The organism is Pseudomonas sp. B3(2017) (assembly GCF_002113595.1).
GTDB lineage: Bacteria > Pseudomonadota > Gammaproteobacteria > Pseudomonadales > Pseudomonadaceae > Aquipseudomonas > Aquipseudomonas ekonensis.
The window spans coordinates 224,044-245,244 of record NZ_NEIU01000003.1 but is presented as its reverse complement, the minus strand read 5'-3'; the positions used below and the strand labels follow the sequence as shown (position 1 = coordinate 245,244).

General features: G+C 65.6%; 23 protein-coding genes. 9 read left to right on the top strand and 14 right to left on the bottom strand.

The window, feature by feature from the left end; translation table 11 throughout:
* Positions 1–115: 115 nt before the first annotated feature.
* A complete protein-coding gene (locus CAG33_RS05960) occupies positions 116–1,123 on the top strand; it encodes a DUF481 domain-containing protein (protein WP_085637354.1) in 1,008 nt (335 codons plus the stop codon).
* Positions 1,124–1,238: 115 nt separating this feature from the next.
* Here CAG33_RS05960 and CAG33_RS05955 read toward each other — a convergent pair whose 3' ends face one another.
* Positions 1,239–1,448 carry a cold-shock protein gene (locus CAG33_RS05955; RefSeq protein WP_017902777.1) on the bottom strand — a complete coding sequence of 70 codons (210 nt, stop codon included), beginning with the start codon at positions 1,446–1,448 and terminating at the stop codon, positions 1,239–1,241.
* Between the two features lie 353 nt (positions 1,449–1,801).
* On the opposite strand from CAG33_RS05955, the gene dcd reads away from it, so the two are divergent.
* Together dcd and CAG33_RS05945 are read left to right on the top strand one after the other, a co-directional pair.
* A complete protein-coding gene (gene dcd, locus CAG33_RS05950) occupies positions 1,802–2,368 on the top strand; it encodes a dCTP deaminase (RefSeq protein ID WP_085581574.1) in 567 nt (188 codons plus the stop codon).
* Positions 2,369–2,475: 107 nt separating this feature from the next.
* The gene (locus CAG33_RS05945; protein ID WP_085581576.1) at positions 2,476–2,685 is read left to right on the top strand and encodes a hypothetical protein; all 210 of its coding nucleotides are present in this window, start codon (positions 2,476–2,478) and stop codon (positions 2,683–2,685) included.
* 79 nt (positions 2,686–2,764) lie between these two features.
* Here the strand turns inward: CAG33_RS05945 and CAG33_RS05940 are convergent, their stop codons facing one another.
* From CAG33_RS05940 to CAG33_RS05905, 8 genes are all read right to left on the bottom strand, one after another.
* Complete coding sequence (locus CAG33_RS05940) at positions 2,765–3,529, bottom strand: ABC transporter ATP-binding protein (protein WP_085637351.1); 765 nt, start codon at positions 3,527–3,529, stop codon at positions 2,765–2,767.
* A gap of 13 nt (positions 3,530–3,542) precedes the next feature.
* Positions 3,543–4,661: a succinylglutamate desuccinylase/aspartoacylase family protein gene (locus CAG33_RS05935; RefSeq protein WP_085581580.1), complete on the bottom strand. Its 1,119-nt coding sequence runs from the start codon at positions 4,659–4,661 to the stop codon at positions 3,543–3,545.
* A 12-nt stretch (positions 4,662–4,673) separates the two neighbouring features.
* Complete coding sequence (locus CAG33_RS05930; protein WP_085581582.1) at positions 4,674–5,384, bottom strand: ABC transporter permease; 711 nt, start codon at positions 5,382–5,384, stop codon at positions 4,674–4,676.
* On the bottom strand, positions 5,381–6,109 hold the full coding sequence (locus CAG33_RS05925) for an ABC transporter permease (protein WP_085581584.1): 729 nt from the start codon (positions 6,107–6,109) through the stop codon (positions 5,381–5,383). The genes CAG33_RS05930 and CAG33_RS05925 overlap by 4 nt, the downstream gene beginning before the upstream one ends.
* A 56-nt stretch (positions 6,110–6,165) precedes the next feature.
* Entirely contained in the window at positions 6,166–6,948 is a 783-nt protein-coding gene (locus CAG33_RS05920; RefSeq protein WP_085581586.1) for a transporter substrate-binding domain-containing protein, read from the bottom strand.
* Between the two features lie 227 nt (positions 6,949–7,175).
* Positions 7,176–8,828 (bottom strand): ATP-dependent DNA ligase, encoded by a 1,653-nt coding sequence (locus CAG33_RS05915; RefSeq protein WP_085637348.1) that lies wholly within the window; start codon positions 8,826–8,828, stop codon positions 7,176–7,178.
* Positions 8,825–9,847: a ligase-associated DNA damage response exonuclease gene (locus CAG33_RS05910; RefSeq protein ID WP_085581590.1), complete on the bottom strand. Its 1,023-nt coding sequence runs from the start codon at positions 9,845–9,847 to the stop codon at positions 8,825–8,827. Before CAG33_RS05910 ends, CAG33_RS05915 begins: the two co-directional genes overlap by 4 nt.
* A 488-nt stretch (positions 9,848–10,335) precedes the next feature.
* Positions 10,336–12,786: a penicillin acylase family protein gene (locus tag CAG33_RS05905; RefSeq protein ID WP_085637345.1), complete on the bottom strand. Its 2,451-nt coding sequence runs from the start codon at positions 12,784–12,786 to the stop codon at positions 10,336–10,338.
* Between the two features lie 188 nt (positions 12,787–12,974).
* Between CAG33_RS05905 and CAG33_RS05900 the strand changes: the two genes are divergently transcribed.
* Complete coding sequence (locus CAG33_RS05900) at positions 12,975–13,532, top strand: cysteine hydrolase family protein (RefSeq protein WP_085637342.1); 558 nt, start codon at positions 12,975–12,977, stop codon at positions 13,530–13,532.
* 254 nt (positions 13,533–13,786) lie between these two features.
* Here the strand turns inward: CAG33_RS05900 and CAG33_RS05895 are convergent, their stop codons facing one another.
* Genes CAG33_RS05895 through CAG33_RS05880 form a run of 4 tightly spaced genes read right to left on the bottom strand, consistent with a single transcriptional unit; the run spans position 13,787 to position 15,497 of the window.
* On the bottom strand, positions 13,787–13,987 hold the full coding sequence (locus tag CAG33_RS05895; protein ID WP_085581598.1) for an SEC-C metal-binding domain-containing protein: 201 nt from the start codon (positions 13,985–13,987) through the stop codon (positions 13,787–13,789).
* Between the two features lie 5 nt (positions 13,988–13,992).
* The gene (locus CAG33_RS05890; RefSeq protein ID WP_085581600.1) at positions 13,993–14,478 is read right to left on the bottom strand and encodes an LEA type 2 family protein; all 486 of its coding nucleotides are present in this window, start codon (positions 14,476–14,478) and stop codon (positions 13,993–13,995) included.
* A 40-nt stretch (positions 14,479–14,518) separates the two neighbouring features.
* Entirely contained in the window at positions 14,519–14,995 is a 477-nt protein-coding gene (locus tag CAG33_RS05885; protein ID WP_085632142.1) for a YchJ family protein, read from the bottom strand.
* 4 nt (positions 14,996–14,999) lie between these two features.
* Positions 15,000–15,497, bottom strand: a complete 498-nt coding sequence (locus CAG33_RS05880; RefSeq protein WP_085581604.1) for a DUF6231 family protein — start codon at positions 15,495–15,497, stop codon at positions 15,000–15,002.
* A gap of 199 nt (positions 15,498–15,696) precedes the next feature.
* Between CAG33_RS05880 and CAG33_RS05875 the strand changes: the two genes are divergently transcribed.
* The 4 genes from CAG33_RS05875 to CAG33_RS05860 all read left to right on the top strand — a co-directional run bounded on the left by CAG33_RS05875 (position 15,697) and on the right by CAG33_RS05860 (position 18,393).
* Positions 15,697–16,392 carry an OmpA family protein gene (locus CAG33_RS05875; protein WP_085581606.1) on the top strand — a complete coding sequence of 232 codons (696 nt, stop codon included), beginning with the start codon at positions 15,697–15,699 and terminating at the stop codon, positions 16,390–16,392.
* 90 nt (positions 16,393–16,482) lie between these two features.
* Complete coding sequence (locus CAG33_RS05870) at positions 16,483–17,202, top strand: OmpA family protein (RefSeq protein WP_085637339.1); 720 nt, start codon at positions 16,483–16,485, stop codon at positions 17,200–17,202.
* Between the two features lie 161 nt (positions 17,203–17,363).
* Complete coding sequence (locus tag CAG33_RS05865; protein WP_085581610.1) at positions 17,364–17,642, top strand: DUF1145 domain-containing protein; 279 nt, start codon at positions 17,364–17,366, stop codon at positions 17,640–17,642.
* A complete protein-coding gene (locus CAG33_RS05860; protein ID WP_085637336.1) occupies positions 17,635–18,393 on the top strand; it encodes a collagen pro alpha-chain precursor in 759 nt (252 codons plus the stop codon). The genes CAG33_RS05865 and CAG33_RS05860 overlap by 8 nt, the downstream gene beginning before the upstream one ends.
* Before the next feature lie 57 nt (positions 18,394–18,450).
* Here the strand turns inward: CAG33_RS05860 and CAG33_RS05855 are convergent, their stop codons facing one another.
* Positions 18,451–18,915 (bottom strand): CopD family protein, encoded by a 465-nt coding sequence (locus CAG33_RS05855; protein ID WP_085637332.1) that lies wholly within the window; start codon positions 18,913–18,915, stop codon positions 18,451–18,453.
* Between the two features lie 99 nt (positions 18,916–19,014).
* On the opposite strand from CAG33_RS05855, the gene dinG reads away from it, so the two are divergent.
* Positions 19,015–21,159 (top strand): ATP-dependent DNA helicase DinG, encoded by a 2,145-nt coding sequence (dinG, locus tag CAG33_RS05850; protein WP_085637329.1) that lies wholly within the window; start codon positions 19,015–19,017, stop codon positions 21,157–21,159.
* The last annotated feature ends 42 nt before the right edge of the window (positions 21,160–21,201 follow it).

The following is a 21,201-nucleotide window of genomic DNA, read 5'->3' as shown; positions in this document are numbered from 1 at the left end:
AGGGCCAATTGAGAAATGAACTCAACAGAAATAGTCATGTCAGTCGTTGTCAGGGACTTATTCCTACGGATAATGCCGACCTTTTTTCCCGCAAACTCGAGCCCCCGATTCGCTTATGTTGTCCAGAACCCTGCTGTGCCTCGCTGTCTTCAGCGCATCCACCCCCCTGCTTGCCGATACCGTCTGGTTGAACAACGGCGACAAGCTGAGCGGCAAGATCACGCTGTTCGACGGCGGCAAGCTGTTGATCCAGACCCCGTACGCCGGTGCCGTCACGATCGACTGGAAACAGGTCAAGACCCTGGAGAGCGATCAGGAACTGCTGGTCAAGCAGGATGCCTACAGCGGCGAGAAGGCCAAGTCGCTGAGCGCCGCCGGCGACGGCAAGGTCACCCTGGCCAACGGCGAGGCGCCGAAGACCGTCGAACTGGCGAGCATCCAGCAGATCCTCAAGCCCAAGCCTGTGGTCGAGGATCTGGTGTGGAAGGGCAACGTCGACCTGGCCCTGGATTACCAGCGGGCCGAAAAGGACACCGACGACTACGACATCGGCTTCAAGACCTCTGCGCGCCACGGCCGCTGGCGGCACACCGGTGAAGGCGAATACAACCGCGAGTTGCAGGATGACGTCACCACCACCGACAACTGGCGCGCCGAGTACTCCCTCGACCGCTTCCTCACCGATCAGTGGTTCTGGCGAGGCCGCCTGAGCTACAAGCGCGACCACATCGAAGAGCTGGCGCGCCAGCGGGTGGTCGGCACCGGTCCAGGCTACCAGTTCTGGGACGACGAGCTGGGGGCGTTCTCCCTGGGCTCGCTGTTCAACCGCACCGACTATGAGTACCGCGACGGCAGCAAGGACAATTTCTACTCGGTGGCGGTGAAGTGGGACTACAACCGCTACCTGATCGGCAAGAAGGTGGAGTTCTTCACCAACGGCGAAGTCGGCAAGCCGTTGTCCGATGTCGCGAACTACGCCCTGGATGCGGAGATGGGCCTGCGCTACAAGGTCACCGACTGGGCCTCGCTGAACGTCAAGGCCGAGCGCGACATCATCAGCGGCACCAACGATGCGGATCTGAACAAGACCCGCTACACCGCCGGGTTCGGTGTGGCCTGGTAACGCCGCCCACAAAAAACGCAGCCGTCGGGCTGCGTTTTTTTGCCTGCGCCATAAGCAGGCGCCCACAAAAAAGCCCCGCTTTGAGGGCGGGGCTCTTTTTTGCTAAAGCGACAAGTTAGATAACTTGTACTTCTTCAGCTTGCATGCCTTTCTGACCGCGGGTAGCGATGAAAGAAACCTGCTGGCCTTCTTTCAGGGTTTTGAAACCGTCAGCCTGGATGGCTTTGAAGTGTACGAACAGATCGTCACCGGATTGTGGGGTGATGAAGCCGAAGCCTTTCTCATCGTTGAACCACTTAACGGTACCGGTTTGGCGATTGGACATGGTGAAACTCCTTGGACAAAGATTACTGCGACTCAGGAAGAACCCTGGCCGAGACTGAGTGCAAAGAGCAGGAAAAATTCTTGTAGACGGTTGGATCGAAATTCAACATATCGTGGAGAGATTCTCAGTGACACAAGCAGCACAGTGGCGCCACCTTAACCCTTTTTCATGAACGTGCCAATGCTTCTTGCGAAGGTTTCTCCGTTTTCGGGATCGGCGGTGTGACGGTTCGTCGCCAGGCCCCGTGAAACCTGGCGATGGGGGGATAATCGCGCCCCGGACTTTGAACCCGGCGACGCGCCCGGTAAGATGCCGGACAGATTTTTTCCACCTCGCTATTCAGGACACCCGCCATGAGCATCAAATCGGACAAGTGGATTCGCCGCATGGCGCAGGAACACGGCATGATCGAACCGTTCGTCGAGCGCCAGATGCGCGGCAGCGACGACAGCCGAGTGATTTCCTACGGTGTGTCGAGCTACGGCTACGACGTGCGTTGCACCAATCATTTCAAGGTGTTCACCAACATCAATTCGGCCATCGTCGATCCTAAGAACTTCGACGCCGGCAGCTTCGTCGACATTCACAGCGACGTGTGCATCATTCCGCCGAACTCCTTCGCCCTGGCCAGCACCGTCGAGTACTTCCGCATTCCGCGCAACGTGCTGACCATCTGCCTGGGCAAGAGCACCTATGCCCGCTGCGGCATCATCGTCAACGTCACGCCGCTGGAACCCGAGTGGGAAGGCCACGTGACCCTGGAATTCTCGAACACCACCAACCTGCCGGCGAAGATCTACGCCAACGAAGGCGTGGCGCAAATGCTGTTCCTGGAATCCGACGAGCAATGCGAAGTCTCCTACAAGGATCGCGGCGGCAAGTATCAGGGCCAGCGCGGCGTGACCCTGCCGCGCACCTGATCCGCCCGTCCGGCATTTGCCGGGAATTCTTCGGCGGGTGGACACTCTATGGGGTGTACCGCCCGTTTTGCCTTGCGCAGAGCGGGCCTTCGCCGAGGAGGGCCCCCATGAAGATCGATCCGCGAATCACCGCCGAACTGGCAAGGCTCGAGCCCAATCAGGTCGGGGTATTGGCCTGGTCGTTGCTGGCGCAACCGCCCGTCGGCATGGCCGGGGGCATTCCCGGTCAACCCGACCCCGATACGCCCAACGAACAGCCGACCGAACCCGGTGAGCCCACCTTGCCGGACGAACCGCCGCCGGCGCCTGTCGCTTGAACCGTCGCCCGAATGAACGGCCGGTCAACGGAAGCCGAAAAGGTTTCCGCTGACCGGCCGTTGCGTTTTCAGGGACGGTTCACTTGAGGTTGCCGCTGAGGAACTGCTTCAGCCGCTCGCTCCTGGGGTTGCCCAGCACGTTCTCCGGCGCGCCTTCTTCCTCCACCAACCCTTGGTGCAGGAACAGCACCTGGCTGGACACCTTGCGCGCGAAGCTCATTTCGTGGGTCACCATGATCATGGTGCGGCCCTCGTCGGCCAGGCCCTGGATCACCTTGAGCACCTCGCCGACCAGTTCCGGGTCGAGGGCCGAGGTCGGCTCGTCGAACAGCATCACCTCCGGCTCCATCGCCAGCGCCCGGGCGATGGCCACCCGTTGCTGCTGGCCGCCGGAAAGGAACGCCGGGTACTGGTCGGCCACCCGCGCCGGCAGGCCGACCTTGTCCAGGTAGCGGCGGGCGCGGTCTTCGGCCTCGGCCTTGGCGCAGCCCAGCACCCGGCGCGGGGCCATGGTGATGTTCTCCAGCACGGTCATGTGGCTCCACAGGTTGAAGTGCTGGAACACCATGGCAAGGCGGGTGCGCAGGCGCTGCAGTTCGTCCGGGTCGGCGACGTGCATGCCGTGGCGGTCGGTGGCCATGCGGATCGGCTGGCCGTCGAGGCTCATCGCGCCGCTGTTGGGCTGTTCGAGGAAGTTGATGCAGCGCAGGAAGGTGCTCTTGCCCGAGCCACTGGCGCCGATCAGGCTGATCACGTCGCCGGTCTTGGCCTTGAGCGAAACGCCTTTGAGCACCTGATGGTCGCCGTAGCTCTTGTGCAGGTCTTCAACAGTCAGTTTGTACATGGAACAGGCATCCTCAAGGCGAAAGCAGATAGCCGCTGCGGTAGGCTTCGGCGCCGGCCACATGGGCGACGACCATGCCGGCGGTGGCCATGCGGCGCAGCGAGCGCGCGTACAGCAGGCCGGCGACGGTGCAGTGGACGGGGGTCACGCGGTCGGTGATCGGGTCGATGATGTCGGCGATCTGTTGGCCGGCCTCCAGGTACTGGCCCGGCGTGGCGGTGAACACCAGCAGCCCGCCGACCGGCGTGGCGACCGGCTCGACCCCGGCCAGCGGCGTGGCCGGGAAGGGCAGCGGCGGCAGCGGCGCCGGTTCGCCGGCGATCGCGCCGAAGTGGGTCAGGTAATCGATCAGCGCCTGGCTGTCCTGTTCGGCCAGCGGATGGCTGACGTCGCCCTGGCCGCGCAGTTCGACGGTCACCGAAAAGCTGCCGGGCGGAATGTCGAAGCGTTCGCCGAAGCGCTCTTGCAGCTGCCACCAGAGCAGCGTGAAGCATTCGTCGAACGACTGGCCGCCGGAATCGGTGGCCAGCAGGCTGGCCTGGGAGCCGATGGAGCGCGCCAGCGGTTCGACCTGCGGCCAGGCCTCGGGCGTGGTGTAGAGGTGGGTGACGGCCTCGAAGTCGCAGTGCAGGTCCAGCACCATGTCCGCATCGCAGGCCAGCCGCTGCAGGGTCAGGCGCTGGGATTGCAGCTGGGTGGCGGGGGTCTGGCGATCAAGGGCTGCACGCAGGCTGGCGCGGATCAGTTCGAGGTTGCGCCGGGGATCGTCGCCCAGCCGCTCGGCGATGTCGTTGCCGATCTCTTCGCTGAGGTCGACGAACCAGCGGTTGAAGTTCTGCCCGCTCTCCAGCTCGTAGCGGCCCAGCGGCACGTCCATCAGCACCTGTTCGAGGCCGACCGGGTTGGCCACCGGCACCAGCACGATTTCGCTGCGCAGGCGGTCGGCGGCCTCCAGCTCCGTCAGCCGTCGCTTGAGGTGCCAGGCCACCAGCATGCCGGGCAGTTCGTCGGCGTGCAGCGAGGACTGGATGTAGATCTTGCCTTGGCCCTTCTGCGGGCCGAAGTGGAAGCTGTGGATCTGGCGCGCGGTCCCCGGCAGCGGGGCCAGCAGCTCATGTATCTGATGGCGCATTGCAAAGGTGTCCTAGTGGGTCGGCCCGAGGAAGGCCAGCCATCGGCGTTCGGCGAGGCGGAACAGGCCGACCAGCGCAAAGGTGACGGTCAGGTAGATCAGGGCGGCGATGCCGAACGACTGGAAGGTCAGGAAGGTCGCCGAGTTGGCGTCCCGCGCGACTTTCAGGATGTCCGGGATGGTCGCGGTGAAGGCCACGGTGGTCGAGTGCAGCATCAGGATCACTTCGTTGCTGTAGTACGGCAGCGAACGGCGCAGGGCCGACGGCATGATCACGTAGGCGTACAGTTTCCAGCCGGTCAGACCGTAGGCCTTGGCCGCTTCGACTTCGCCGTGGTTCATGCTGCGGATCGCCCCGGCGAAGATCTCCGTGGTGTAGGCGCAGGTGTTCAGGGCGAAGGCCAGGATCGTGCAGTTCATCGCATCGCGGAAGAAACTGTCGAGCACCGGCTGGGCGCGCACGGCGGCCAGGCTGTAGATCCCGGTGTAGCAGATCAGCAGCTGGATGTAGAGCGGCGTGCCGCGGAACAGGTAGGTGTAGAACTGCACCGGCCAGCGGATGTAGAAGTGCGGCGAGACCCGGGCGATGGACAGCGGGATCGAGGTGATGAAGCCGATGAAGATCGAGGCGCTGAGCAGCCAGAGGGTCATGGCCAGCCCGGTGATGTTGTTGCCGTCGGTATAAAGGAAGGCTTTCCAGTAGTCCTGCAGGAGTTCGATCATCGGATGGCCTCCCGGGCCCCGGCGGCGTAGCGGCGTTCAAGCTTGCGCAGGATGAAGTTGGAGGCGCTGGTGATCAGCAGGTAAATCAAGGCGGCCAGCACCAGGAAGTAGAACAGCTGATAGGTGCTCTTGCCGGCGTCCTGGGCGGCCTTGACCAGGTCGGCCAGGCCGATGATGGACACCAGCGCGGTGGCCTTGAGCATCACCATCCAGTTGTTGCCGATGCCCGGCAGGGCGAAACGCATCATTTGCGGGAACACCACGAAGCGGAAACGCTGGCCGCGCTTGAGGCCGTAGGCGGTGGCGGCTTCGACCTGGCCCCGGGGCACCGCGAGGATCGCGCCGCGGAAGGTTTCGGTGAAATACGCGCCGTAGATGAAGCCCAGGGTCAGCACGCCGGCGCTGAACGGGTCGATCTCGATGTATTCCCATTCCATGTAATCGGTGAGGGAGGTCAGCCAGGTCTGCAGGCTGTAGAAGATCAGCAGCATCAGCACCAGGTCCGGCACCCCGCGGATCAGCGTGGTGTAGAGCTGGGCGGGCAGGCGCACCAGCTTGACCTTCGACAGTTTGGCGCTGGCGCCGATCAGGCCGAGCAGCACGGCCACCAGCAGCGACAGCGCCGACAATTTGATGGTCATCCAGGTGCCTTCCCACAGCAACGGGCCGAAGCCCTTGAGGCTGAAGGCGGAAAGCCCCAGATTCTGTAATAGGTTTTCGAACATGAATCAGCAACCTGAACGGATGAGAAAGGCGCCCATCCGGGATGGGCGCCGTGGCATTACTTGCCGCTGTACAGATTCAGATCACCGAAGTGTTTCTTTTGAATCTCTGCGTATTTGCCATCATCGTGTAACGCTTTGATACCTTTATCCAAAAGCGCTTTCAGCTCGGTGTTACCTTTCTTAATACCGACAGCGGTCTTGGACGGCAGCAGTTTGTCGTCCACCGGCTTGCTCACTTCATAGTCGGCGCCCTGCGGCGACTTCAGGAAACCCAGCTCGGCCTGCAGCATGTCCTGGATCGAGGCGTCCAGGCGACCGGAGACCAGGTCGGCGTACACCTGGTCCTGGTTGGCGTAGGCCTGGGTCTTCACGCCGGCCTTGTCCAGCACGGCCTTGGCGTAGGCTTCCTGGATGGTGCCTTGCTCGTAGCCGACGGTCTTGCCCTTGAGCGACGCGGTGTCGGTGGTGATGCCGGCGCCTTTCTTGTACACGAAGGAGGTCGGGCCGGAGAACAGCTCGTTGGAGAAGTCGATGACCTTCTCGCGGGCCTCGGTCACGGTCATCGACGAGATCACGCCGTCGAACTTGTTGGCCTTGAGGCCCGGGATCATGCCGTCGAAGTCGCTTTCGACCCACTTGCACTTGACCTTGAGCTCGGCGCAGATCGCGTTGCCCAGGTCGATGTCGAAGCCCACCAGGCTGCCGTCGGCCGCTTTCGACTCGAACGGCGCGTAGGAAGGGTCAACGCCAAACCGCAGCTCCTTGTACTCCTTGGCCAGCGTGGAACCGGCAGCCATGCACAACGCCAGTGCAGAAAGGGTCAGCAATGCTTTTTTCATTATTCAATCCCTAAGAACCAATAAGAGCGCTTGTGGGCGCAGAAGTATTGTTACTGGAACGCTTACGACCTATAGAAAGTAGCAATTTCCGAACCAGAGTCCCGAACAAGTGTTTTAAAAGGTGTAGGAAGGGACGGCGCGGGGGATCGGTGCACGGAATCGGGCAGGTGCGATGCGCCGCACCGTTTTGTGACAGCCGTGGTGAGTGATGCAGGTGTGGCGAGGGATCAGGTCAGCAGGTTCTGCAAGGTGGCCAGGTCGTCGGCCTCGTCCACGCTCTTGTCCTGGCGCCAGCGCAGCATGCGCGGGAAGCGCACGGCGATGCCGCTTTTGTGCCGGCGCGAGAGGGCGATGCCTTCGAAGCCCAGTTCGAACACCAGGCTGGGCGTGACGCTGCTGACCGGGCCGAACTTCTCCACGGTGGTCTTGCGCACGATGATGTCGACCTGGCGCATTTCCTCGTCGGTCAGCCCCGAGTAGGCCTTGGCGAACGGCACCAGCGAGCGCTGGCCGGCGCCGGACGGGCCGTCCCACACCGCGAAGGTGTAGTCGCTGTAGAGGCTCGCGCGCCGGCCCTGGCCGCGCTGGGCGTAGATCAGCACCGCATCGACGCTGAACGGATCGACCTTCCATTTCCACCACACACCCATGTCCTTGGTGCGGCCCACGCCGTACAGCGCATCGCGGGCCTTGAGCATCATGCCTTCCACCCCCAGGCGCCGCGACGCCTCGCGCTGGCGAGCCAGGCCTGCCCAGTCGTCGGCGGTGAGGATCGGCGAGAGCCGCAGAACCGGATCGGCGCAGCCTGCGATGACCTGCTCCAGCTGTTCGCGCCGTTGGCTTTGCGGCCGATTGCGCCAATCCTCGCCCTGCCACTCCAGCAGGTCATAGGCGATCATCGCCACCGGGGCGTCCTCGAGGATTTTCTTGTCCAGGCGCTTGCGGCCGATCCGTTGCTGGAGCAGGGCGAACGGCTGCACCGACGGCGACCCCGGGGTGTCTTTCCAGACCACGATTTCGCCGTCGATCACAGTGCCGTCGGGCAAGCCGCGGAGCAGGCCGCCCAGTTCCGGGAAGCGTTCGGTCACCAGTTCCTCACCCCGCGACCAGATCCACAGCCGGCCGTCGCGCCGCACCGCCTGGGCGCGGATGCCGTCCCACTTCCATTCCACCTGCCAACCGGCGGGCGGGCCCAGCAGCGCCTCGAACTGCTCCGGCGGCTGCGACAGGGCATGGGCAAGGAAGAACGGATAGGGCTGGCCGCCGCGCCGGGCGTGCTCTTCGCTGGATTCGGGGGCGATCAGTTGCAGGTAGCGCGCCGCGTCAGGCCGGTTGGCGAGGTCGGTGTAGCCCACCAGCCGCTGCGCCACGCGTTTGCTGTCGAGCCCGGCCAGGGCGGCCAGGGCACGGGTCACCAGCAGCTTCGAGACGCCGACCCGGAAGCTGCCGGTGATCAGCTTGATGCACAGCATCAGGCCCGGCCGGTCCAGCTGTGCCCACAGCGCCGGCAGTTGCCGGGCCAGGTACTCCGGGGTTTCGCCGCGCAGCGGCAAGAGCTTGCGTTCGATCCACTCGGCCAGGCCCTCCTCGGAGATGTCCGGGTTCTGCGGCAGCACCAGCGAGAGGGTTTCCGCCAGGTCCCCGACCGCCTGATAGCACTCTTCGAACAGCCACGGCGCCAACCCCGACCGCTCCACCGCCAGATCCCGCAGGGTCCGCACCGGCACCAGCTGCCGGGGACGTCCGCCGGCGAGGAAATACACGGCCCAAGCCGCATCCTGCGGCGCCGCCCGGGTGAAATACGCTTGCATGGCGGCGAGCTTGGCATTGCTGGAGGTGCTGGTGTCGAGCTCGGCATACAGGCGGGCGAAGTCTTTCATGGCTGCACCTGGGCGATGGCCGGGCTGTCGTCTTCGTCGTCGCCGTATTCCGTGCTGAAGGCTTGGGCGTCCAGCCCTTGTTCGCGCAGGTGCCGCACCAGTGTGCCGACCGCGCCGTGGGTGACCTTCACGCGTTCGGCGCCGGTCTGGCCGATGGCCCAGAGCAGGCCGGGCCAGTCGGCGTGGTCCGACAGCACGAAGCCCCGGTCCACGCCGCGCCGCCGCCGGGGGCCCCGCAGGCGCATCCAGCCGCTGGCGAAGCCGTCGCTGTAGTCGCCGAAACGGCGCATCCAGCTACTGCCGCCGGCCTGGGGCGGAGCGATGATCAGGGCCTGGCGCAGCAACGGGTCGTTCTTCTGCACGTCACCGGCGTAGCGCGTCGGCGGCAGATGAACGCCGGCCTCGCGGTAGACCCGGTTCAGCGGCTCGACCGCGCCGTGGCAGAGGATCGGCCCGAGCGACGGGTCGATGCCGTGCAGAATCCGCTGCGCCTTGCCGAACGCATAGCACAGCAGCACGCTGGCCTTGCCGGCGCAGGTGTTCGCCTGCCACCACCGGTTGATGTCGGCGAACACCTCGGCCTGCGGCTGCCAGCGGTAGATCGGCAGGCCGAAGGTCGATTCGGTGATGAAGGTGTGGCAGCGCACCGGTTCGAACGGGGCGCAGGTGCCGTCGGCCTCGATCTTGTAGTCGCCGGAGGCGACCCAGACTTCGCCGCCGTATTCCAGCCGGATCTGCGCCGATCCCAGCACATGGCCGGCGGGATGGAAGCTCAAGGTGACGCCGTGGTGGGTCAGGCGCTGGCCGTAGGGCAGGGTCTGCAGGTTGATGTCCGGGCCCAGGCGTGCGCGCAGGACTGCGGCGCTGGCGCTGCTGGCCAGGTAATGCCGGTTGCCGGTGCGGGCATGGTCGCCGTGGGCATGGGTGATCACCGAGCGTTCGACCGGCCGCCACGGGTCGATATAGAAATCCCCGGCAGGGCAGTACAAGCCTTCCGGACGCGCGATGACAAGCTCCATGTCGTTACCTCGATAGAGGGGCCTGTCAGCTATGAGGTGAGCGCGGGTCCGAAAGTTCTATCGATTTTGCGGGCGCCGAAAAAGCCGTTTCGGGAGCGTGGTGCGCACAGGCTGCGGGCGTGACAGCGCGGCCCTGCGGCGTCTTGGCGGGACGCCATCGCCAGCAGGCTGGCTCCCACAGTGAAGCGTGGGTGAATGCAGAATCTGTGGTCACGGCAGAACCCTGTGGGAGCAAGCTTGCTTGCGATGACGGCGGCACATCCGGCCTCGATGGACCAGACCGGCCGCCATCGCCAGCAGGCTGGCTCCTACAAGGGAATTTGGGTGGATGCAGAGTTTGTGATCACTGCAAATCCTGTGGGAGCAAGCTTGCTTGCGATGACGGCGGCACAGATGGCCTCGATGGACCAGGCTGTCCGCCATCGCCAGCAGGCTGGCGCCTACAGGGGCCGTGCCCGCCGCCGAGCGGATGCGGCGGCGGGCGGCGTTCATTTGCCTGGGGTGAGGGTCAGGCGGGTCTTGCCGTAGACCCGGTCGAAGTTCTGCGGCTGCATCGGCAGGCCGATGTACTGCCCCTTGAGCCACGGTTCGATCCCGTTCAGGTAGTTCGGGCTGGCCGGGTTGCCGGACTGACCGGTGCCGTTCTGGGCCGACAGCGGTTCGCTTTGGCCGAAGTCGACGATGAAGCGCATCGACGGCGCGCGGCTGACGGCGGCGTCCTGGCCCCAGGCGAAGGCCGCCAGGTTGAGCGTGGTGTGGTCGCCGCCGGCGGCGAGCGGGCCGCGGATCGTCTGGCCGTTGGCGTTTTTCCACTCGTAGCGGTGCAGCTTGCCCCACTGCCAGGCTCTGCGGTCGCCGCCCAGCTGGCTGTCGCCGGCGCTGATGGCGGCGGCCAGGCTGCGGGCCAGGATCGCCGGTTTGTCTTCTTTCTGCGGGGTGCGGACATCGTCCCAGAACGGGCTGTCCTCGCGGCCCAGCAAGTGGTCGGCCTGGGCGGCGTAGGACAGGTCGCCGTTGGCGACGAAGGCTTTCCACGCCGGGCTGCTCTGCGGCCCGAGTTCGTCGAGGAAGATCTGCTTCATGCTTTCCTGCAGGAACAGCTCGTAGATCGCCGCATCGGCGGAGGTCGGGTTGAGCTTGCCGTCGAACGCCATCAGGCGCGTGTAGGCTTCGCGGGCCTTGGCGCGGTCGGCGTCCGGCAGGGCTTCGATCGCCCGCTTGAGCGGCTGGGCCATGCCCGGCGCTTCGAACATCTTCTTCAGTTTGGCGGCGAACAGGGTGGTCTGGTCGTACTGCATGGCAATCACGCTGCGGCTGTCGTGCTTGCCGCTGCCGGCCAGCTCGGCCAGGCGCTCGCCGCGCTCCGGCGCAGCCCAGGAGTTGGACAGCTGCATGCCGTAGCCATGGGGGATGACCCGCTGGTTGGCGGTGCCGAGCCAGCCCTGGGCCGGGGCCTGATCGTAGGGGTGCAGCATCGGGTCGGCGTAGCCGTCCCAATCGTAGCGGCCCTCCCAGCCCGGCGACGGCAACAGGCCTTCGCCCTCGCGGCGGTTCGGGAAGCGGCCGGTGACCTGCCAGCCGATGTCGCTGGCGTCGGCGAACACCAGGTTCAGCCCGATGGCGCGGATTTCCCGGCTGGCGTCCGAGGCGCGCTCGGCGTTCTGCGCGCGGCTCAGGTCGAACAGCGCATCGAGGGACTTGTCGTCGGTGAAGCTCGGCACTTGCAGCGCAAGCCCGAAACCCGAGCCCTGGGCCGCCGCCTGGGCACTGTTGAGCAGCGCACCGTGGCGGGTTTCGTACACCGCTTCGCGGATCGGCCGCTGGCCTTTGACGAAATAGGTTTCCTGGCGCACCGCCAACGGCTGCCATTTGCCGTTGACCTCGTAGGTCAGGCTGCTGCCCTGACGGCGGATCCTCTCCAGGAACAGATCCTGGTTGTCGCCCTGCACGCTGCTGATGCTCCAGGCCACTTTGCCGTTGAAGCCGCCGAGCACCATCGGCAGGCCGGCCACGGTCACCCCGGCGGCCTGGTATTTGGGAGCGCGGATCTGCACGAAGCTCCACAGCGACGGAGCGGCGAGCGGGCCGTGGCTGTCGCTGGCCAGCAGGCTCTTGCCGCTGCGGCTGCGTTGCGGGGCGATGGCCCAGTTGCTCGACGACCCGGCGCCGAGCAGGTTCAACGCCGCCAGTTGCTGGGTGGCGTTGCTCAGTTCGCTCAGGCCCGGCACCTGGCCGTTGAGCTTGATGCCTTGCAGCTTGTCGGCTTCGGCCAGCGGTAGGTTTTCGTCTGGCGCCGACGGGGTCAGCCAGGCCAGCTTGTCGGTGGTGACGGTCTGTGCGAGCACCAGCGAGGCGATCTCTTCCGGCAGGTTGGCCGACTGGCTGAAGTTCAGCAGGCAGAAGATCAGCGCCGAATCCTCAGGCTTCCAGTACTCCGGCTTGTAGCCGCTGGCGGCCAGGTCCCCCGGCAGCTTGTCGGCGTAGCGGAACAGGTAAGCGTTGACGCCCCGCGCATAGACTTCGAAGAAGCGCTTGAGCCGCGGCGACGAGGCCTTGTACAGCTCGTCGGCGCTTTTCTTCAGGTTGACCGCGCGCATGTAGCGGTCGGCATCGAGCAGGGCCGGGCCGGACATCTCCGCCAGACGGCCCTGGGCCAGCAGGCGCAGGGTCACCATTTGGTTGATCCGGTCGCCGGCATGGACATAGCCCAACGCGAAGAGCGCATCGTGGAAGCTGTTGCTCTCGATCAGCGGCATGCCCATGGCGTTGCGCCGCACCGAGACGTTCTGCGCCAGGCCCTTGAGCGGTTGCACGCCGGAGACGGGCGGGAGCGAATCCTGAGCGTTCCAGGTCTGGCAACCGGCCAGGCTCAAGACGCCGGCCACTGCTGCGGCAACGCCGAACCGGGGAAGAAATTGTGTGAGGGCTGGCGAGGCCATGGCAAGGCTCCTGCGGGGGGTAGCGTCAGTAAAGGCGCTACGTTAGTGAGCGGGAAGGGGCCGCGCAAGCGGGTGACACAGTTATTTCCGGGGCGGGGCGCTGCGTGCGACGGAACGGGGTGCTTGCTCTGCAGCGAACGGAGATGTTGAAGTGGTCGATCAACTGACCTTTCGAGGGAAACACCGCCATGGAGCTTCAGGCCAACGCTGCCCTGATCATCATCGACCAGCAGAAAGGCATCCTGCATCCGCGCCTGGGGCGACGGAACAATCCGCAGGCCGAGGCGCGGATCCTCGACCTGCTGGGGACGTGGCGCCGCAGCGGCCGGCCGGTGATCCATGTCCAGCACTTGTCCCGTTCACCGGACTCGGTGTTCTGGCCCGGGCAATCGGGGGTGGAGTTTCAGGAACGCTTCGCGCCGCAGGACGGCGAGCGGCTGGTCCAGAAGCAGGTGCCGGATGCGTTCTGCGCGACCGGGCTTGAAGCGATGTTGCGCGGGGCGGGGATCGGGCAACTGGTCATCGTCGGCGTGGCGACCCACAACTCCGTGGAGGCCACGGCGCGCACGGCGGGCAATCTGGGGTTCGAGGCCTGGGTGGCGGAGGATGCGTGCTTCACCTTCGACAAGGCCGATTTCTTCGGTGCCTTGCGTTCGGCCGAGGATGTGCATGCGATGTCGCTGGGGAACCTGCACGGCGAGTATGCGACGGTGGTCGGCAGCCGCGAGATTCTGGCGGCGGTCTGAGGGCAGAGGCGGTGAATGGGCTGACGTCATCGCTGGCAAGCCAGCTCCCACAGGAAATGTGCGCGACGCGGATTCAATCTGGGAACAGCAGTCTTCTGTCAGTCCTGCGGCGCTCGGTCTGACGCCATCGCCAGCAGGCTGGCTCCCACAGAATCTCGGTTGAATGCAGTGTTTGCGGTCACTGCCGAACAAGGTGGGAGCCAGCCTGCTGGCGATGGCGGTCGGTCAGGCGAAGGCGGTCTTCGCCCCAGGCGTCACGCGCCGTGGCACTTCTTGAATTTCTTGCCGTTGCCGCACGGGCAAGGGTCGTTGCGGCCGACGTCCTTCAGGGCGTTGCGCACCGGCTCCTGGTGGGCGTGGCCGCAGTTCGGGCCGTGGACATGGCCATGGTCGTGGTGGTGATGGTCATGATCGTGGTTGCAGTCAGGGCCATGGACATGAGGTTGCTGGGTCATCGGGGTCACTCCGGAATCAATTCGGCGGGGATTATCACGCCATTGCGCTCCAGGTGCACGTAGTGCGCGATGAATAAACCGGTTTCCATCTCGCCCTGCAGCCGGTAGGGGATCTGCTGGTTCGGGTTCTTCAGCAGTTTCACCACCTCTTTCACCTGGGGCCACAGGTTGGTGCGCACCGGCACCTTATAGAAAGCGCTGCGTTTGGGCCCCACCGTGATCCAGTGTTCGTGCTCGCCCTCGGTCAGCAGCAGGCCGGCCAGGTGCACGCGGTATTCGAGGCCGCGCACGGTCAGGTCGCTGTCGTTGGGGTTGTCGATGCGAAAGTGCAGGATGAACTTCTGTTCCAGCAGCTTGGCCCGCACCACTTCCACCTTCACCAGATGCACCGCCGGATCCGGCAAGTCGTCGGCGAACCACGAGGCGCAGCCGCCCAGGGCCAGAAACAGCAGCAGGCTGAGGAATTGCAGGTTGCGCCATCGACCGGGCATGGAGTCACTCCTTTTCGGCCCAGTCTAGACGCCGCTCACCTCACGCGCCGAAATACCCCGCGCAGCACTTCTTGAACTTCTGCCCGCTGGCGCAGGGGCACGCGTCGTTGCGGCCGGTCTTCATCGCCACGGTCGGGTCGATGAAGTACCAGCGGCCGGCGTTCTGCACGAACGACGAGCGTTCGCGGTGGCTGTGTTCGCCCTGGCTGTCGTGCCAGCGGGCGGTGAAGGTGACGAAGGCGTGCTCCGGCTGGCCGCCGAGCACTTCCGAGCTTTCCACCTCAAGGCCGAGCCAGGTGCTCTGGGCGCTCCAGTCGCTGATCGACTGGCGATCCAGCCCCGCTTGCTGGGCAGGCAGGGTGGTCGCCACCAGGTAGTCGACCAGGCCCAGCACATAGGCGCTGTAGCGCGAGCGCATCAGGGCTTCGGCGCAGGGGGCCGGATGACCGGCGTGATAATGGCCGCAGCAGGCTTCCAGCAGGTTGCCGCTGCCGCAGGGGCAAATGGCTGTACTCATTGCGTCACCACCAATATTTGCCGAAGTTTTCCGGGTTGGCCCAGAACTTCGAGTTGAGCCAGTCGGGGACTTGCTTGTAGTCAAGCAGATCGTAGGTGAACAGGGTCAGCACCTGCTCGTCGCGGGCAAAGCGCTCGCTGGCCTGCAGGGCCAGGGAGTAGAAGTCCGTCTCCTGCCAGCCGCTGGCCGCAAGGTCCGCCAGCACGGCGATGCGGCTGGCGTTGAGGTTGCGGATGCCGCCCAGCAGGTTCAGGCCGTCGCGCTTGGGCAGGTGCTCCAGGCAATCGACCACCAGCGCCAGGTCGAACCGCTGCGCGGCGAGCTCATCGGGCAAGGCGCCGGGAGCGGCGTGGGCGACGCGGGTGTCCGGGTGGGCCTCTTTGAAGGCGGCCAGGGCCGGGAACTCGCTGGCGCCGATCAGCAGCAGGCGGGCCGGCGCGTAGCGGTCGAGCAGGGCGGCCAGCGCCTGCTGCGGCGTACGGGGGGAAAGGGCGACGGTCATGGAAAATCCTCGGTCAGGCCGTCAAGACTAGCGTGCCGGGGCGCCGGAGCCTAGCGCCCTGTTTCGCGGGTTTGCGGCAAGTGCGGCGAAGTCCCGTGAACAGGCGCGCAAACAGCCATCACCTATTGCTGGCGGAGATTAAAACTCCGGTCTTTACTCCCTGAATCGGTTGCAAGCCGATCCCTCAGGAGAAAACTAGATGAGCATAGTTCGGACAGCATTGCCCTTGGTTCTGCTAACCAGTGTGTTGACTGGTTGTGCAGGTTTGCAGAAAACCGACTGGCCGACCTGTGCGGCAGTCGGCGGTGTCGTCGGCGCAGGTCTCGGGGCGACGGAAAGTTCGTCCTGGGCCGGTTACGGCGCGCTGTTGGTCGGTGGTACGGCAGCGGCCTACTGCTGGGTGCACGGTGACGGCGACGAGGACGGCGACGGTGTGCCGGACAGCCGCGACAAGTGCCCCCACACGCCTCGCGGCGTGAAGGTCGACGCCGACGGCTGCCCTCCACCGGCACCTGCGCCAGTGGTGGAAGAAGCGGTCGTGGTCAAGGAAGAAACCATCGTGATCCGCGATGTGCACTTCCAGTTCGACAAGGCCACGCTGACGCCATCCGATAAACAGGTCCTGGACAAGGTCGCCTCGCGCCTGAAACAGGAATCCTCCACCGCGCAGCTGACCGTGACCGGTCACACCGACAGCGTGGGCAGCGATGCCTACAACAAGAAACTGTCGGACCGCCGTGCGCACTCGGTGGTCGAGTACCTGATCCAGCAAGGCGTGCCTCGCGCAAGCTTCGTGTCGGTGACCGGTGCCGGTGAAAGCCAACCGGTGGCGGACAACAAGACTGCGGACGGCCGCGCGCTGAACCGTCGCACGGAAATCAAAATCGTGCGTTGAGCCCCCTCGCATCCGCGGCTTGTGCAGTCGCGGATGCGGGTCTTTACTCCTGTGTAACCGGTATGGGCCGGTGACACAGGAGCTTTCACGATGAGTGTTCTCACAAGGTCCGTCTTGCCGGTTCTGCTGCTGGGCAGCCTGCTGACCGGTTGCGCCACCCACAGCGATGGCACCGCTCCCCTCAATCAACGCACGTGGCCGATCTGCAGCCTCATCGGCGGGCTGGTCGGCGGCGGTCTCGGCGCGCTCGAAAACGGCGGTTGGGCGGGCGGCGGCGCGGCGTTGGGGATCCTCACCGGCGGACTGATCTGTTACACCCAGGACGGCGATGAAGACGGCGACGGCGTGTTCGACCGCCGCGACCGTTGCCCCGACACACCGGCCAACACACCGGTCGACCACCGCGGCTGCCCGCTGCCGCAGTACCCGGCCACCGAGAAACCGGCCCCGGCCCCACAGACCGAAGTCATCACCCTGAGCGATGCCGGCAACGTGCTGTTCGATTTCGACAAGTCCGACCTGACCCCGGCTGCGAAAAGCCAACTGGATTCGTTGATGGACAAGCTGCGCAACGCCGACGTGGTAAGCATCAAGGTCATCGGCCACACCGACAGCAAAGGCACCGACGCCTACAACCAGGCCCTGTCGGAGCGGCGCGCCAGCAGCGTGGCGGCGTACCTGCTGAGCCAGGGGCTGGAGCCCGGCAAGCTCACCAGCGAAGGACGCGGCGAGCGCGAACCGGTGGCGGACAACAACACCGACGAGGGCCGTGCGCAGAACCGTCGCGTGGAACTGCACATCAATCGTTAGGAATTGTCTGTAGTCCGCAGGCTAGAGCTGTCGGCCGCCGAATCACGGCGTGCCGTCGGCCGTCCGGCGGGTGACAGGTTTTTTTCATTTTCCCCTCTGGCTAATCCATCACCGAAGCCGTTACTGTGCGCCCAAAGAATAATTCCGACACGGGGGAGCGTATGAAGCTGTTATGGGGGCTGGGGCGGTTGTTGACCCTGCTGTTCGTTTGCGTGGTGCTGGCCAATCAGTTGGTGCCGTTTGTCCGTCCGCTGCACCTGCTGGTCAACCTGGCCGGCGGTCTCTGGCTGCTGATCCACGTCCTGGAGGCGCTGCTGTGCAACCGCAGCCTCAAGGGGCGTCCGCACCCTTGGCGCGACCGTGGCCGCATCCTGCTGTTCGGCGTTTTCCACCTGCAAACCATCCCGGCCCCGGCCGCCCCGGAGGCTTCCCATGCGTAAACTCTGCCTGCTCGCTGCATTCATCAGTCCACTGGCCTGCGCCCAGGTGGTCAGCGTCGAGACCAACTCCCTGATGCGCCTGCCCAACACCGCCAGCACACTGCAGCTGGAACGGCTGGAGGTCGCCGACTACGGCACCTTGCTGGTGCCGTCCAACGTCACCGAACTGACCGTCAAGGAATTGCGCCTGGGCCACGAAGCGCGGATCGCCATCGTGCCGGGCGAACAGGCGCTGGACATGAAGGTCAGCCGTGCGGACCTGGCCGAAGGCAGCCGGATCACCGCGCGCGGGGCGCCGGGCACTTACGAAAAAGCGGCCCGCGCCGGGCGCAACCTGAACCTGCAGTTCAAGGCGCTGAACGCGCCGCAGCTGTCGGTCGATGCCCGCGGCGGCACCGGTGCGCCCGGGTTCGTCGGGCTGGACGGCGCCAACGGCCAGGATCCGGGCTGCACCTGGGGTCAGGCCGGACGCGGTTTCGACGGCAGCAACGGCAGCGACGGCCAGCCGGGCGCGCCGGGCGGCCTGGTGCGTCTTGAAGTGCCGCGGGACTTCCCGGCGCAGTTGATCAAGGTCGATGTGGCCGGCGGCGCGGGCGGCCCGGCGGGGCCTGGCGGCAAGCCAGGGGCGGGCGGCAAGTCCAAGGGCTGCCTGGTGTACCGCGCCGACGGCGGCAAGAGCGGCCGTCCGGGCGCCGACGGCCAGCCGGGGCCTGTGGGCGCGGCTGGCTCCTTGACCGTGCAGCATCTGTAAGCCATTGCGCTCAGGCCAGGGAGCCGGCTCCCTGGCCTGAGCGGTGTCGCGTGCGGCTCAGAACGTCGGCCGCGCCGCCGCCACCGCCACCAGCGCAATCCCGACCAGCAGGTTGATCCCCACCAGCCGACGGATCCGTCCCAACACCGCCGCGCCCGCCGGCCAGTCCTTCGCCTCCACCGCCGTGCGCAGCTCCGGCAGCATCAAGGCCTGAATCCGGATGAACAGCGCCGTCATGACCACGAACAGCCCCATCATCACCTGCACGTACCGCGGCGCGTTGTCGAAGCCGATCTGCTGAAGGTGCAGCATGCCCACGCCAGTGACGGGCAGCAGGATCACCGCACCCCACACCCAGCGGAAAAAACCTTGAAACACTTCCACCCACAGGGTCAGCCGGCCGGGGCCGTCCAGGGCCTTGACCGCGGCGGGGCGCAGCACCATCCAGGCGAAGAACATGCCGCCGACCCAGACCAGGGCGGCGAGCACATGCACGGGGTAAACGAGGCTAAAAGGTGTCATTGGGGCACTCCGTTCTGCGCGGGACTGATTAGCGGGGTATGATAGCGGCCGATCCGAACCACTGAAAATTTATCCAGCGCTTTTTGCGCCCGACACCCCATGATCAGCACCGAACTCAAAACCACGATCCAGGGCGCCTACTCGCGTTTCCTCGAGGCCAAGAGCCTCAAGCCGCGCTACGGCCAGCGCCTGATGATCGCTGAAGTCACCAAGGTCCTCGGCGACATCGACACCGACGACGAAGGCAAGCGCAGCGGCGACCCCGCGATCGTCGCGGTGGAGGCCGGCACCGGTACGGGCAAGACGGTGGCCTACAGCCTGGCGGCGATCCCCACCGCCAAGGCCGCCGGCAAGCGGCTGGTGATCGCCACCGCCACCGTGGCCCTGCAGGAGCAGATCGTCTACAAGGACCTGCCCGACCTGATGCGCAACAGCGGGCTGAACTTCAGCTTCGCCCTGGCCAAGGGCCGCGGCCGCTACCTGTGCCTGTCCAAGCTCGACATGCTGCTGCAGGAAGGCCACGCGCAGACCGCCACCGCGCAGCTGTTCGAAGAGGAAGGCTTCAAGATCGAGGTCGACGAGGCCAGCCAGAAGCTGTTCACCAGCATGATCGAGAAGCTCGCCGGCAATAAGTGGGACGGCGACCGCGACAGCTGGCCCAACGCCCTGGAGGACGCCGACTGGGCGCGCCTGACCACCGACCACAGCCAGTGCACCAACCGCCATTGCCCCAACTTCGGCCAGTGCGCCTTCTACAAGGCCCGCGAAGGCATGGGCAAGGTCGATGTGATCGTCACCAACCACGACATGGTGCTGGCCGACCTCGCGCTGGGCGGCGGCGCGGTGCTGCCGGATCCGCGCGACACGATCTACGTGTTCGACGAAGGCCATCACCTGCCCGACAAGGCCATCGGCCATTTCGCCCATTACACGCGCCTGCGCTCCACCGCCGACTGGCTGGAGACCACCGCCAAGAACCTCACCAAACTGCTGGCCCAGCATCCGTTGCCCGGCGACCTCGGCAAGCTGATCGAACAGGTGCCGGAGCTGGCGCGGGAGATCAAGGCCCAGCAGCAGTTCATGTTCAGCGCCTGCGAGCAGATCGCCGACTTCCGTCCAGGCGAAGACACCGAAGGCCGCGAGCGGCCGCGCCACCGCTTCGTCGGCGGGGTGATCCCCGAGCACATGCGCGAAATGGGCATCGAGCTGAAGAAGGGCTTCGCCCGGCTCAACGACCTGTTCACCCGCCTGACCGACCTGCTCAAGGAAGGCATGGACGGCGAGGTCAACATCGGCATCGCCAGCACCCAGGCCGAAGAGTGGTATCCGCTGTTCGGCAGCCTGCTGTCCCGGGCCTCCGGCAACTGGGAGCTGTGGACCGCGTTCACCGCCGAGGATCCGGAAGACAACCCGCCCATGGCGCGCTGGCTGACCCTGGCCGAAAGCGGTTCGCTGTTCGACATCGAGGTCAACGCCAGCCCGATCCTGGCGGCGGAGACCCTGCGCCGCAGCCTGTGGAACGTGGCGCACGGCTGCCTGGTGACCTCGGCGACCCTGACGGCGCTCGGCACGTTCGACCGTTTCCGCATGCGCGCCGGCCTGCCGAAGAAAGCCGTCACCGCCGTGGTGCCGAGCCCGTTCCACCATTCCGACGCCGGCGTGCTGCGGGTGCCGGACCTCAACGCCGATCCGCGGGACGCCGCCGGCCATACCGCCGCGATTATCCGCGACCTGCCGGATCTGGTCGAAGGCTCGCGGGGCAGCCTGGTGCTGTTCTCCTCGCGCAAGCAGATGCAGGACGTGTTCGACGGCCTTGACCGCGACTGGCGCAAGCAGGTGTTCATCCAGGGCAACCTGTCGAAGCAGGAAACCCTGAACAAGCACAAGGCGCGGGTCGACGGCGGCGATTCCAGCGTGCTGTTCGGCCTCGCCAGCTTCGCCGAGGGCGTGGACTTGCCGGGGGCCTACTGCGAGCACGTGGTGATCGCCAAGATCCCGTTCTCGGTGCCGGACGATCCGGTCGAGGCCGCGCTGTCGGAGTGGATCGAGGCCCGGGGCGGCAACCCGTTCATGGAGATCGCCGTGCCGGACGCCTCGCTCAAGCTGGTCCAGGCCTGCGGCCGCCTGCTGCGCACCGAAGAGGACCGCGGCATCATCACCTTGCTGGATCGGCGACTGGTCACCCAGCGCTACGGCAAGGCCATCCTCAATGCGTTGCCGCCGTTCCGGCGTGAAATTTCCTGAGGCACCGGTGGGCAGTTTTGCCCGCCGCGTTGTCTATCTCTC

What these genes read in the sequence shown, in the direction of transcription:
- CAG33_RS05960 (WP_085637354.1), top strand. Translation starts at nt 116, where the DNA reads ATGTTGTCCAGAACCCTGCTGTGCCTCGCTGTCTTCAGCGCATCCACC.
- CAG33_RS05955 (WP_017902777.1), bottom strand. Translation starts at nt 1,448, where the DNA reads ATGTCCAATCGCCAAACCGGTACCGTTAAGTGGTTCAACGATGAGAAA.
- dcd (WP_085581574.1), top strand. Translation starts at nt 1,802, where the DNA reads ATGAGCATCAAATCGGACAAGTGGATTCGCCGCATGGCGCAGGAACAC.
- CAG33_RS05945 (WP_085581576.1), top strand. Translation starts at nt 2,476, where the DNA reads ATGAAGATCGATCCGCGAATCACCGCCGAACTGGCAAGGCTCGAGCCC.
- CAG33_RS05940 (WP_085637351.1), bottom strand. Translation starts at nt 3,529, where the DNA reads ATGTACAAACTGACTGTTGAAGACCTGCACAAGAGCTACGGCGACCAT.
- CAG33_RS05935 (WP_085581580.1), bottom strand. Translation starts at nt 4,661, where the DNA reads ATGCGCCATCAGATACATGAGCTGCTGGCCCCGCTGCCGGGGACCGCG.
- CAG33_RS05930 (WP_085581582.1), bottom strand. Translation starts at nt 5,384, where the DNA reads ATGATCGAACTCCTGCAGGACTACTGGAAAGCCTTCCTTTATACCGAC.
- CAG33_RS05925 (WP_085581584.1), bottom strand. Translation starts at nt 6,109, where the DNA reads ATGTTCGAAAACCTATTACAGAATCTGGGGCTTTCCGCCTTCAGCCTC.
- CAG33_RS05920 (WP_085581586.1), bottom strand. Translation starts at nt 6,948, where the DNA reads ATGAAAAAAGCATTGCTGACCCTTTCTGCACTGGCGTTGTGCATGGCT.
- CAG33_RS05915 (WP_085637348.1), bottom strand. Translation starts at nt 8,828, where the DNA reads ATGAAAGACTTCGCCCGCCTGTATGCCGAGCTCGACACCAGCACCTCC.
- CAG33_RS05910 (WP_085581590.1), bottom strand. Translation starts at nt 9,847, where the DNA reads ATGGAGCTTGTCATCGCGCGTCCGGAAGGCTTGTACTGCCCTGCCGGG.
- CAG33_RS05905 (WP_085637345.1), bottom strand. Translation starts at nt 12,786, where the DNA reads ATGGCCTCGCCAGCCCTCACACAATTTCTTCCCCGGTTCGGCGTTGCC.
- CAG33_RS05900 (WP_085637342.1), top strand. Translation starts at nt 12,975, where the DNA reads ATGGAGCTTCAGGCCAACGCTGCCCTGATCATCATCGACCAGCAGAAA.
- CAG33_RS05895 (WP_085581598.1), bottom strand. Translation starts at nt 13,987, where the DNA reads ATGACCCAGCAACCTCATGTCCATGGCCCTGACTGCAACCACGATCAT.
- CAG33_RS05890 (WP_085581600.1), bottom strand. Translation starts at nt 14,478, where the DNA reads ATGCCCGGTCGATGGCGCAACCTGCAATTCCTCAGCCTGCTGCTGTTT.
- CAG33_RS05885 (WP_085632142.1), bottom strand. Translation starts at nt 14,995, where the DNA reads ATGAGTACAGCCATTTGCCCCTGCGGCAGCGGCAACCTGCTGGAAGCC.
- CAG33_RS05880 (WP_085581604.1), bottom strand. Translation starts at nt 15,497, where the DNA reads ATGACCGTCGCCCTTTCCCCCCGTACGCCGCAGCAGGCGCTGGCCGCC.
- CAG33_RS05875 (WP_085581606.1), top strand. Translation starts at nt 15,697, where the DNA reads ATGAGCATAGTTCGGACAGCATTGCCCTTGGTTCTGCTAACCAGTGTG.
- CAG33_RS05870 (WP_085637339.1), top strand. Translation starts at nt 16,483, where the DNA reads ATGAGTGTTCTCACAAGGTCCGTCTTGCCGGTTCTGCTGCTGGGCAGC.
- CAG33_RS05865 (WP_085581610.1), top strand. Translation starts at nt 17,364, where the DNA reads ATGAAGCTGTTATGGGGGCTGGGGCGGTTGTTGACCCTGCTGTTCGTT.
- CAG33_RS05860 (WP_085637336.1), top strand. Translation starts at nt 17,635, where the DNA reads ATGCGTAAACTCTGCCTGCTCGCTGCATTCATCAGTCCACTGGCCTGC.
- CAG33_RS05855 (WP_085637332.1), bottom strand. Translation starts at nt 18,915, where the DNA reads ATGACACCTTTTAGCCTCGTTTACCCCGTGCATGTGCTCGCCGCCCTG.
- dinG (WP_085637329.1), top strand. Translation starts at nt 19,015, where the DNA reads ATGATCAGCACCGAACTCAAAACCACGATCCAGGGCGCCTACTCGCGT.